Genomic DNA, 10484 nt, shown 5'->3' on the forward strand with positions numbered 1-10484 from the left:
TCGATGATCTTGTTGTTCTGGTGGCAGCCGTTGGTCGGCTGTGGCCGGGCGTGGCGCTTTGATAGCGCTTGTATCACGCCCGGACAGGTACTGCTTTTGGTGTGCCACGCCTCCAAGGCGTTGGCGTTGGCCTGCTTGCCTTACGCAGCAAGAGGCTGCACCACACCGGCACCCGGCCCGGTCAGGCCGGCCGAGCGCATGGCGTTGGCAATGTCGATCTCCGCACCGGGCTCCAGCGGCAGCAGCGGGGAGCGCACAGTGGCGTGCTCCAGGATGCCCCGTGCGACGAGCGCGTGCTTGAGCGCGACGGTGCCCTCCATGTGCGAGCCACGGTGGTAGACGTTCTTCGTGATCGGCAACAGCTTGTCGTGCAGGGCACGCGCGCGCGCGTAGTCCTTGGCCTTGCCGGCCGCAATCAGCTCGATCAGCAGCTCGGGCGCGATGTTGCCGTATCCCACCAGTGCGCCGTCCACATCGAACATGGTGTGCAGCAGGTATTCATCGTGACAGGTCAGGATCTGAAGGTCGGGATTCTCGCGGCGGATCACGGGAATTTCCGTATCCCAGCGGCGCATGTTGCGTACGCCGTTCTTCATGGCGAACACGCCGGGCTGCGCGGCAATCTCAAGCTGCGTTTCCAGGTTGTACGTTGCCTTGGTCACGTCCGGATACTGGAAGAGGATCAGCGGCAGGCCACTTTCCTCGTAGATGGCGCGATAGCGGTCCTGCGGTGCGCCTTTTTGGTAACCGAAGCGCAACCAGCCGTGCGACGGATAGACCAGACCAGCCGATGCGCCGGCCTTGACGGCACGCTTGGCCTCAGCCGCGGCCACCTGCGTGCCCTCGAGCGTGATGCCGGCGATGACGGGAAGCTTGCCGTCGACCGATTTCACGAAACTCTCGATCACGGCGGTTTGCTCGTCCTGTGACAGGAAGGTGCCTTCCCCAGCGTGCCCGAGCACGACCAGGCCCTTCACGCCGTCAAAGCTGCCGAGCCACTTGCCCAGGCGTTGAATGGCCGCGTGGTCGACAGCGCCATCGCGGGTGAATGGGGTCACGGGGGCGGGTACGAGGCCGCGCAGATCAATGTCTTTCATGGAGTCTCCTCACAAGTGGATCGATAGGTCTTCCCGAGGCGGCGTCATGCCGTTGCCGGGGAGCGCTCGTCGCCGGCGAAGCGTTGGAACGCCTGGTGGTCAACGTGCTTGCGATGCAGTCTAGGGAGGCACAAGACATGCCGGAAGTGTGAATTCAGGTATTTCAGATATACTGAATTGGCATATCAAGACCGTGGGGACGCCGTGGATTACGCGGGCTGGAAACTGTTCATCGAGGCCGCCGAACTTGGCAGCCTCAGCAAGGTGGCATTGGCGCATGGCACAACGCAACCGCATATCAGCAGGCAGATTGCCGAGTTGGAGCAGGCAGCCGGCGGCCGGCTATTTCAGCGGACGGGCCGCGGCGTCGTGCTGACGGAGTTGGGTCAGCGCATCGCACCGAAGGTGCGGGCATGGCTCGCAGGTACCGAGCAGTTGGCCAACGACATTCAAAGCTCGGCCGGCAAACCGATCGGGACCGTACGCCTGGGGATCATTCCCTCTACGGCGCATCCTTTGGTCAGCACGCTGTACTACCGTTTGCGCGAGCGCTATCCCCTCGTGCAGCTCAGCGTGCGAGAAGGTCAAGGCGCGCAGTTGGAAACGTGGCTGGAAGAAGGCAGCGTTGATCTTGCCCTGTTGTTCCGGCACAGCCCGACACCCAAGCATGGGGACATCTATCTCACCGAAGCCGCGACATACCTGGTGGGCAGACCCGGCGATCCGCTTCTGGCTGAGCCCACCGTGCCGTTTGCGGCTGTGAATGGCTTACCGCTGGTTTCGTTCTGCCGGCCCAGCAGTTGGCGCGATTGGCTCGACCACCTCGCGACCCAGCGCGGCATCTCTCTGAACGTCGTCGTGGAAGCGGATTCCCTCAGCCTGCAGACGCGCATCGTTGAGGACGGCGGCATGTACGCGCTGCTGGGCCCATATGCCATCGCCAACGCAGTGCGGGAAGGGCGGCTGCAGGCGGCCAAGGTGGTGGACCCGACGGTCTATCGATACATCGCGCTTGCGATGTCGCGGCATGGCGATCTGACGCTCGCCAGCCGCACGGTGATGCAACTCACAAAGGAGATTGCTCAGACGGGAACAGCGGTTTCTGAGCATGGCGACTGAGGAAGCCGGCCTTGGCACGCCGCGCGTCGAGAGGGACGCGTGGAGCCTTCACGTGCGCTGTTCCTCGAGGCGGACGAAACGCGCTGCAACGCTCACGGGTTGAGCGGCCATGTGGACGGCAAGCCACTTCGACAGACTTAATTTATATCCGACAGATTTTATTTTTACGGACCAGCCTCAAGCGAGCATTCCCGGATTTCGCTACACTATTAATTGACGCATCAATCGTTGATGTAGCATTTGTCTTGCCGCTCCCCCCATGGCCGTCCACACCGCGCTTCCGCATTCCCATACCCAGGTCCTGCCGTTCAAGGAATCGCTCCTGGCGATGATCGGCATTTGCTTTGTCGTCGTTCTGGTGGCGTTCGACCAGACCGTGGTCGGCACCGCCTTGCCGACGGTGGTGGCCGAACTCAAAGGCTTTGAGCTGTACGCATGGGTGGCGACGTCGTACCTGCTGACTTCCGTGGTGACGGTGCCGATCTTCGGGCGCCTGGGCGACTTTTACGGGCGCAAGCCGTTCGTGATTGCATCCATCGTCGTCTTCACGCTGGCCTCCGTCATGTGCGGCATGGCAGGCAGCATGACATTCCTGGTGTGGTCGCGGGCGTTGCAGGGCATTGGTGGCGGCATGCTGGTCGGCACGGCCTACGCGTGCATCCCCGATCTCTTTCCCGACGCGCGCGTGCGCTTGCGCTGGCAGGTGATGCTGAGCGCCTCGTTCGGTATCGCCAACGCCATCGGGCCAACGCTGGGCGGGTGGATGACGCAGGCGTTCGGATGGCGGTCGGTGTTCTACGTGAACATCCCGTTCGGTGTGCTGGGGCTGTGGTTTGCCTGGCGCTTCCTGCCGCATCTGCGTCAGAACGTGCACACCGGACGTATCCGGCTGGATTGGCAGGGCGCGGTGCTCATCACGGTGGCGCTGGGCGCGTTGCAGTTGTTCGTCGAATGGCTGCCGCGACATGGCCTGACGCTGGCGTTGTTCGGCTGGCTGGTGCTGTCGGCCGCAGCGTTCGTGGCGCTGTGGTGGTGGGAGCAGCGTGCGGAGCAGCCGCTGCTGCCGTTCGACATGCTGCGCAACCCGGCGCTGGCCACGCTGTTCATGCTGGCGTTGCTGTCCGGTTTTTCGATGTTTGCGGTGTTGTTCTACGCACCGTTGCTGTTTCAGGGCGGGTTTGGCATGTCGCCGCAGGAAGCCGGCCTGGTGATCACGCCGCTGGTGGTGTGCATCACGCTGGGCAGCATCATCAACGGGCGCATCGTCACGCGTATTCCCAAGCCCAACGCCATGCTGTATGCCGGCTTTGCGCTGCTGACGGTGGCGGTGGCGGGCATGTCGGTGTCATCCCGCGGCATGCCGCACGCGGTGCTGACGTTGCTGATGCTGCTGGCGGGGCTCGGGCTCGGTTTCGTGCTGCCCAATCTGACCGTGTTTGCGCAGCAGACGGCCGGCCGCGCGCACCTGGGCATTGCGACCGCGTTGCTGCAATCGCTGCGCATGGTCGGTGGCATGGTGGGCACGGCGCTGGTCGGCACCCTGGTGAGCGAGCGGTATGCCTCAGGCGTTGCCAATGCGCTGCGCGCGGACAGCGCGACGGAGTGGCTGCATCAGCTTGCCGATCCCGAAATTCTCATCGATCATGACGCGCAAGCCGCCTTGCTTTCGCAGTTGCATGCTGCCGGCCACGACGGTGCGGCGCTGCTCGAAGCTGCGCGCCATGTGCTGGTGGGTGCCATCCATATCGGCCTGATCGTGGCGACGGTGGTGGCGCTGATTGGCCTCTGGTATGTGCGGCGGGTGCCGCCCGTGGTGCTGCACCATGTCGAGCCCGTGCAACATACGGAATAGGCGCCGGATAGGCGAGACACGCCGGAGCGGTTAGGATGCGCGGTTTCCCAGCAATCTCAGCCCTGATCGATGACCTCTGAACGCGAACGCTTCGCCGTCATGCACCAGTTCGGACGCACCTATCGTGCGTTCACGGCCGCCTTCGAGGCGCATGTCGGCCAGCCGATGCCGCGCTGGCGCATCCTGCTGGCGCTGCACGACAACACCGGCGGCGGCATGGCCCAAAAGCAGCTCGCCGAGCGCCTGCAGATGGACCCGGGCGCGCTCACCCGCCAGCTCAAGGTGCTCGAGCAGCTCGGCTGGATCGAACGCGCGACCGATGCGCGCGACAACCGCCTGACCAACGTGTCGCTGTCAGATGCCGGCCTGGCTGTCGTGCTCGACTGCATGCCGCGCCGCATCGCCTTCATCAATGCCACGCTCGATGGGCTGCCGGACGATCTCGTCCACGCGCTGTCCGAAGCGCTGGCGCAAATCGAAACACGTCTGGCCGAAGTGCCGGCGCTGGCCACCGCGGCCTCCACCGCATCCGCCGCATCCGATAGCAAATCCGCAGATCAGCCCGCAGACCGCTAATGCGCGCTGAATGCGTTCCCGGAGACAACCATGTCCATGGTGATCAACAGCGCGCTGTACCGCAACGGCAAGCGTGAGCGCGACCTGTCCGTCGAGGCCATCAGCGACGTGCTGCACACACCGGGCTCCTTTGTCTGGCTTGGTTTGCATGAGCCCGACAACGCGATGCTCGACCTCGTGCAGGAGGAATTCGGCCTGCACGATCTCGCCATTGAAGACGCACGCAACGCGCACCAGCGGCCCAAGCTGGAGGTCTATGGCGATGTGCTCTTCATCGTGCTGAACACCGCGCAGATGGAAGATGGCAACGTCGTCTTTGGCGAAACACACCTGTTTGTCGGCCGGGACTTTCTTGTCTCGGTGCGGCATGGGCCGTCGGCGTCGTATTCGCCGGTGCGCGAACGTTGCGAGCGCACGCCGCAATTGCTGGCCAAGGGCGCACCGTTTGCGTTGTATGCGGTGATGGACTTCGTGGTCGACAACTATCAGCCCGTGCTGGAACGCCTGCAGGAAGAATTCGAGCAGATCGAAAGCCAGATCTTTGGCGACACGTTCGATCGCGCGGCCATCGAGCGGCTCTATACGCTCAAGCGCCAGCTTCTGCGCCTGCGCAACGCCGCGCTGCCCGTGGAAGACATCGCCGGTCAGCTCGTGCGCCTGCATGAAGACGTGGTGCCCAAGGAACTGCGCGCGTATTTCCGCGATATTGCCGACCATGCGCACCGCGCGGTGGGCGCGCTCGACGTGATTCGCGAAATGCTGACCACGGCCATCTCCGTGAACGTGGCGCTCGTGTCGGTCACGCAAAACGACATCGTGAAGCGGCTGGCGGGGTGGGGCGCTATTCTGGCAATTCCGACCGTGGTGTTCAGCAACTACGGCATGAACTTCAAGGGCATGCCGGAGCTGGAGCATCCGGCGGGGTATCCCATCGTGCTGGCGTGCACGGCCACCGCTTGCGTGTGGCTGTATCGCAAGCTGCGCAAATCGGGCTGGATCTAGGAGACAAGAGATGGCGCGTTGCTGCTGGGCGGGCGAAGACCCGCTGATGATCGAGTATCACGACACCGAGTGGGGCGTGCCCTCGCACGATGATCGCCACCTGTACGAGATGCTCATTCTCGAAGGTGCGCAGGCCGGGCTGTCATGGCAGACCATCCTTCGCAAGCGGGCGCGCTATCAGGAAGTGTTCGAGGGGTTTGATGCGGCACGCGTGGCGCGCTTCACGCCGGCGCGTATCGAAAAGCTGCTCGCCGATCCGGGCATCGTGCGCAATCGCGCCAAGGTGGAGGGCGCCGTCATCAATGCACGGAAGGTGCTGGAGCTTCAGGAAGAAATGGGTTCGCTCGACGCATTCCTGTGGTCGTTTGTCGATGGCAAGACCATCGTCAACCGCTGGGACAGCTACCGCGATGCACCCGCCGCGACCGACGCGTCCAAGGCGATGAGCAAGGCGCTGATCAAGCGCGGTTTCAAGTTTGTCGGCCCGACCATCTGCTACGCCTTCATGCAGGCCACCGGCATGGTCGACGATCACGAAGCGGGGTGCTTTCGCGCCGGCAAGGCTTAGCGCGTGAAGCCTCTTTTTGATCGGGCGAATGTCCGTTATTCTCGCCAGTCCCAACATTGACGGAGTCGTTCTTCATGTCGCTGAATTTTCTCGGCATTGCCGGTAGCCTGCGCCGTAAATCCACCAACCAGGGCCTGCTGCGCGCGGCATCCACCCGCCTGCCCGCAGGCGTGGAAATGGACCTGGCCGACCTGACGGATATTCCGTTCTACAACGCCGACATCACCGAGAAGCCCGCCTCGGTGGTGCGCGTGCTCGAGCAGATCGGGCGCGCCGATGCGCTGGTGCTGGCTTGCCCCGAATACAACTATTCGCTGGCGCCGGCGCTGAAGAACATTCTGGATTGGGCCTCGCGCGAGCCCAACAACGCGTTGCTGGCAGGCAAGCCGGTCGCGATTCTGGGCGCGGGCGGCGGCATGGGCACGTCTCGCGCGCAGTACCACCTGCGTCAAGTGTGCGTGTATCTGGATCTGCATCCGCTGAACAAGCCGGAAGTGTTCGCCAACGCGTTCGCCGGTGGCTTTAACGCCGATGGCGATCTGACGGACGAGCGCATTGCCGGCCTGATCACCGAGCAGATGCAGGCGCTGGCCAACTGGACGTTGAAGCACAAGGCTTGATCGAAGCCTTGCTGTAGCAATCTCACTCGCCGGCGTGCAGCGTACGGTTGCGTCCGGCGAGTGAGCCTGCCACGAGCGAGGCCAGCGCAATCGCGCTGAACAGCCAGCCCATCACGGCCCAGCTGCCAGTCAGATCGTGCAGCACGCCCATGAGATACGGCCCCGCAGCGGCCATGGTGTAGCCAATGCCCTGCGTCATGGCCGACAGGCTTGCCGCCACGCGCGCATCGGCCGAGCGCAGCACGATCAACGATAGCGCCACGCTGAAATTGCCGCCCTGGCCGAGCCCCAGCAAGACCGCCCACCACCACAGCGTGGACAGCGGCGCGTACAGGCAGCCCATCAGGCCGGCCCAGCACATCAGCATCATCAGGACGACGGCGGGGCGTTGATCGCGCCCGAGCCGCGCCACAAACGGCCCGCCCAGCGCGGTGACGAGCTGCACGAGAATCGACACCGCCACCACCACACCCGACTGCACGGCGGACAGCCCGCGGTCTTGCAGGATCACGGGCAGCCAGCCGAACACGCAATACGCCAGGGACGATTGCAGCCCCATATGGAGCGTCACCTGCCAGGCAATCGGCTTGTTCCACAGCGACACACGCTGCAGCCGCGTGGCCGCTCCCTTGCCGTGGGCATGCCGCATGTGCGGCCACCAGCCGACAAAGGCGAGCAGAGCGGGCAGCGCCCAGAATGCCAACGCCGGCTGCCATCCGCCCAGCCATGCCGAAAGCGGCGCGCTTGCCCCCGCCGCCACCGCCGCGCCAAAGCACAGCGCCATGGTGTAGACCCCGGTCATCAGGTCTGCCTGCCGGCCGAAATCGCGCTTGACGATGCCCGGCAGCAGAATGCCCGTCACGCCAATGCAGGCGCCCGCCGCCAGCGTGCCGATGAAGAGCGGCGCAACGCCGCCCGCGCTGCGCAACGCGATGCCTGCCGCCAACGCAATCAGCAAGCCCCCCACCGCGCGTTCTGCGCCAAATCGCCGAGCCAGCACCGCGGCGGCCGGCGCAAACAGGCCGAGGCACAGCACCGGCAGGGTCGTCAGCAAGCCCGCCGTGGCGCCAGACAGCCCCGTGCCTGCCGTCACCTGTTTAAGCACGGGCGACAGGCTCGACAACGCCGGGCGCAGGTTCACACCCACCAGCACCAACCCCACCACCAGCAGGATCAGCGCGCCGGATGAACGGGGTGCAGCGGTGTCATGTGCAGCAGGAGGTGGCGGCGAGTGCGGTGTGTGGGACATGGCAAAGCAGGCTGGCGGGCAAGCTGCCGATTGTAGGGCGCGCGCCGGATTGGTGCATGCGCGCCGCCCAATCCCAATGATGCCGACTCCGGAATTACGTAGGGTTGAGTCGCGCAGCCAGTTCGCTCAGCACATCTGCGGAGGGCGCGCCGCGCTCGGCGGCCAACGCCAGTGCGCGCCGTGTGAGTGCCGCGTACAGCGTGGCGTGATCGGCGCCGAGGGCATCGAGCGCTTGCAGATGTTTGTCGATGACGCCGCCGTCTCCGCGCGAGACCGGACCGGCGAGCGCTCCAGCTAGGCCGCGTGCACGGGCTGCCGCCAGGGTGCCGTCCACCAGCGGCCACATGGCCGCGACAGCGGCATCGCGGTCGATGCCAGCGGCTTCCCACAGCGTGGCGGCTTCATGCAGCGCGCACAGCAGGAAGCTGGCCGCGTAGTTGGCGCCAGCGTGATACAGGGCGCGTTGCCCGGCGCGCACCTTCAGCGGCGTGCAGCCGAGCCGCAGCGCAAAGCTGGCGAGCGCCGCATCGTGCGGGGCGTCGGCGTCAATGGCGATGGAGGCGCCGCCCAGGCGTTCCGCGTCATCCGGCAAACCGGCAAACAGGAAGAGCGGGTGGAAGCTGGCGGTCTCCGCGCCAGCTTGGCGGGCGGCATCCAGCAAGTTGCGCTCGCCCGCGCCGCTGCAGTGGAGGACGAGCTGGCCCGGTCGCCAGCGCACGTTGCCGACCACGCCCGGGATGGCGTCATCCGGCACGGTCACGAAGACCCAATCGGCGGCATCCGCCACGCCTTGCGCATCGACGGCCTTTGCGCCCGTGGCTTGTGCGAGCCACGCGGCGGCCGCGGCCGACCGGTTTGCAACCGCCACGGTGCGCACGCCTGCATCGTGTGCCCGTGTGGCCAATGCCCGCGCCAGCCGCCCCGTGCCAATCCAGCCCACGGAAATGGGCGCTTCGATTGCAAAAGACGTCATAGCAAACCTCAAATTTTTATCGTCAGCATCTTATAGCGAAGGATCGTCCGTAGACGGAGACGCAGCTATCGCGCGCTGTGACTGCGGCCGGTAAACTGCACGGCTTTACCGGCAGCGTGGGGCCGGGCGCAAGCGAGCGGTTTTCTTCAGGCGGATATGTCAGTGCAAGCAGGTGGTATGCAAAGCAAAAGTCGGGCAACACTCATCGGACTCATCGCCGTGCTGCTGTGGAGTTCGATCGTCGGATTGATCCGCGGCGTGAGCCAGCATCTGGGGGCTGTGGGCGGCGCCGCCATGATCTACACCGTCGCGTCGGTGCTGTTGATGTTCACGGTCGGCTTCAATCAACTGAGGACGTTTTCGCGGCGCTACCTGCTGTGGGGCAGCCTGCTGTTTGTGTCGTACGAGCTGTGTCTCTCGCTGTCGATCGGCTATGCCAGCAGCGGGCGGCAGGCGATCGAGGTCGGGATGGTCAATTACCTGTGGCCGACCTTCACGATGCTGGCGGCCATCGCCTTCAACAAGCAGCGGGCGAATGCGCTGATCGTGCCGGGCGTCCTCGTGTCCATCCTCGGAATCTGCTTCGTGCTGGGTGGGGACCAGGGGCTTGATATCGCCGGCATGGCCGGCAACGTCAAGGACAACCCGCTCAGTTACGGATTGGCCTTTGCAGGCGCGGTGATCTGGGCGGCGTATTGCACCGTGACCAGCCGCATTGCCAACGGCAAGAATGGCGCAACGCTGTTTTTCATCCTGACCGCGCTGGCGCTGTGGATCAAGTTCTTCGCCACGGGCGGCGGGGCCATGCATTTCAGCATGTCGGCGGTCGTCTACCTTGCGTTGGCTGCATCCGCAATGGGGTTTGGCTACGCGGCGTGGAACGTCGGCATCCTGCACGGCAACGTCACCGTGCTGGCGGGCGCGTCGTATTTCATCCCTGTGTTTTCGGCGGCGCTGGCCGCGGCGCTGTTGCATGCGCCGCTGTCGTTTGCGTTCTGGAAGGGCGCGTCGATGGTGGTTGCCGGGTCGATCCTGTGCTGGCTGGCTACGCGCGGTGGTCGCGCAAAGACGTTGTCTTCGTCCAAGTCTTCTGCCTGACGTAAGAAAGGGTGCATGGAAATCTTCAATGCGCCCACTGTTTCGCAATTAACTGCCAGGAATTCAAGAAAACTCCGAATGGAGCCAGCACGGGAACGGGGCGTGCTAGATGCCGTGTAAGCCGCAGCGCCACGACGGAACGGCGGCATACCAACACAGAAACAGGAGGCATCATGTTGAGCACCATCCTCATCATCGTTCTCATCTTGCTGCTGATCGGCGCACTGCCGTCGTGGCCGTACAGCCGGAGTTGGGGCTACGGCCCGACGGGCGGTCTCGGGCTGATCGTGGTGATCGTCGTCATTCTCGTGTTGCTCGGCTATATCTGAC

At 64.5% G+C, this 10484-nt stretch carries 11 protein-coding genes; 8 read left to right on the forward strand and 3 right to left on the reverse strand.

Annotation, left to right across the window (positions count from 1 at the left end):
* Nucleotides 1–140 precede the first annotated feature (140 nt).
* On the reverse strand, nt 141–1097 hold the full coding sequence (locus N511_RS24300; RefSeq protein ID WP_051530942.1) for a dihydrodipicolinate synthase family protein: 957 nt from the start codon (nt 1095–1097) through the stop codon (nt 141–143).
* Nucleotides 1098–1301: 204 nt separating this feature from the next.
* On the opposite strand from N511_RS24300, the gene N511_RS0115210 reads away from it, so the two are divergent.
* The 6 genes from N511_RS0115210 to N511_RS0115235 all read left to right on the forward strand — a co-directional run bounded on the left by N511_RS0115210 (nt 1302) and on the right by N511_RS0115235 (nt 6834).
* Entirely contained in the window at nt 1302–2216 is a 915-nt protein-coding gene (locus N511_RS0115210; protein WP_027680099.1) for a LysR family transcriptional regulator, read from the forward strand.
* Between the two features lie 259 nt (nt 2217–2475).
* Nucleotides 2476–4068: an MFS transporter gene (locus N511_RS0115215; RefSeq protein WP_027680100.1), complete on the forward strand. Its 1593-nt coding sequence runs from the start codon at nt 2476–2478 to the stop codon at nt 4066–4068.
* 69 nt (nt 4069–4137) lie between these two features.
* Nucleotides 4138–4644, forward strand: coding sequence for a MarR family winged helix-turn-helix transcriptional regulator (locus tag N511_RS0115220; RefSeq protein WP_027680101.1), 507 nt, complete (start codon nt 4138–4140; stop codon nt 4642–4644).
* 30 nt (nt 4645–4674) lie between these two features.
* Complete coding sequence (locus tag N511_RS0115225) at nt 4675–5646, forward strand: magnesium and cobalt transport protein CorA (protein WP_027680102.1); 972 nt, start codon at nt 4675–4677, stop codon at nt 5644–5646.
* A gap of 10 nt (nt 5647–5656) precedes the next feature.
* Nucleotides 5657–6214 (forward strand): DNA-3-methyladenine glycosylase I, encoded by a 558-nt coding sequence (locus N511_RS0115230; protein ID WP_027680103.1) that lies wholly within the window; start codon nt 5657–5659, stop codon nt 6212–6214.
* Between the two features lie 74 nt (nt 6215–6288).
* The gene (locus N511_RS0115235; RefSeq protein WP_027680104.1) at nt 6289–6834 is read left to right on the forward strand and encodes an NADPH-dependent FMN reductase; all 546 of its coding nucleotides are present in this window, start codon (nt 6289–6291) and stop codon (nt 6832–6834) included.
* A 22-nt stretch (nt 6835–6856) separates the two neighbouring features.
* Here the strand turns inward: N511_RS0115235 and N511_RS0115240 are convergent, their stop codons facing one another.
* Both N511_RS0115240 and N511_RS0115245 read right to left on the reverse strand, forming a co-directional pair.
* Nucleotides 6857–8083, reverse strand: a complete 1227-nt coding sequence (locus N511_RS0115240; RefSeq protein ID WP_027680105.1) for a CynX/NimT family MFS transporter — start codon at nt 8081–8083, stop codon at nt 6857–6859.
* A gap of 94 nt (nt 8084–8177) precedes the next feature.
* Entirely contained in the window at nt 8178–9056 is an 879-nt protein-coding gene (locus N511_RS0115245) for a Rossmann-like and DUF2520 domain-containing protein (protein WP_027680106.1), read from the reverse strand.
* 177 nt (nt 9057–9233) lie between these two features.
* Here N511_RS0115245 and yddG point away from each other — a divergent pair, with 177 nt between their 5' ends.
* Nucleotides 9234–10154, forward strand: coding sequence for an aromatic amino acid DMT transporter YddG (gene yddG, locus N511_RS0115250; protein ID WP_027680107.1), 921 nt, complete (start codon nt 9234–9236; stop codon nt 10152–10154).
* 173 nt (nt 10155–10327) lie between these two features.
* On the forward strand, nt 10328–10483 hold the full coding sequence (locus N511_RS24980; RefSeq protein ID WP_012430511.1) for a DUF3309 family protein: 156 nt from the start codon (nt 10328–10330) through the stop codon (nt 10481–10483).
* The last annotated feature ends 1 nt before the right edge of the window (nt 10484 follow it).

Source organism: Ralstonia sp. UNC404CL21Col, assembly GCF_000620465.1.
In the GTDB taxonomy this organism is placed as follows: domain Bacteria; phylum Pseudomonadota; class Gammaproteobacteria; order Burkholderiales; family Burkholderiaceae; genus Ralstonia; species Ralstonia flatus.

Excerpts from the sequence above, each read along its gene's own strand:
- N511_RS24300 (WP_051530942.1), bottom strand. The coding sequence starts at position 1,097 with ATGAAAGACATTGATCTGCGCGGCCTCGTACCCGCCCCCGTGACCCCA.
- N511_RS0115240 (WP_027680105.1), bottom strand. The coding sequence starts at position 8,083 with ATGTCCCACACACCGCACTCGCCGCCACCTCCTGCTGCACATGACACC.
- N511_RS0115220 (WP_027680101.1), top strand. The coding sequence starts at position 4,138 with ATGACCTCTGAACGCGAACGCTTCGCCGTCATGCACCAGTTCGGACGC.
- N511_RS24980 (WP_012430511.1), top strand. The coding sequence starts at position 10,328 with ATGTTGAGCACCATCCTCATCATCGTTCTCATCTTGCTGCTGATCGGC.
- N511_RS0115215 (WP_027680100.1), top strand. The coding sequence starts at position 2,476 with ATGGCCGTCCACACCGCGCTTCCGCATTCCCATACCCAGGTCCTGCCG.
- N511_RS0115230 (WP_027680103.1), top strand. The coding sequence starts at position 5,657 with ATGGCGCGTTGCTGCTGGGCGGGCGAAGACCCGCTGATGATCGAGTAT.
- N511_RS0115225 (WP_027680102.1), top strand. The coding sequence starts at position 4,675 with ATGTCCATGGTGATCAACAGCGCGCTGTACCGCAACGGCAAGCGTGAG.
- N511_RS0115245 (WP_027680106.1), bottom strand. The coding sequence starts at position 9,056 with ATGACGTCTTTTGCAATCGAAGCGCCCATTTCCGTGGGCTGGATTGGC.
- N511_RS0115235 (WP_027680104.1), top strand. The coding sequence starts at position 6,289 with ATGTCGCTGAATTTTCTCGGCATTGCCGGTAGCCTGCGCCGTAAATCC.
- yddG (WP_027680107.1), top strand. The coding sequence starts at position 9,234 with ATGCAAAGCAAAAGTCGGGCAACACTCATCGGACTCATCGCCGTGCTG.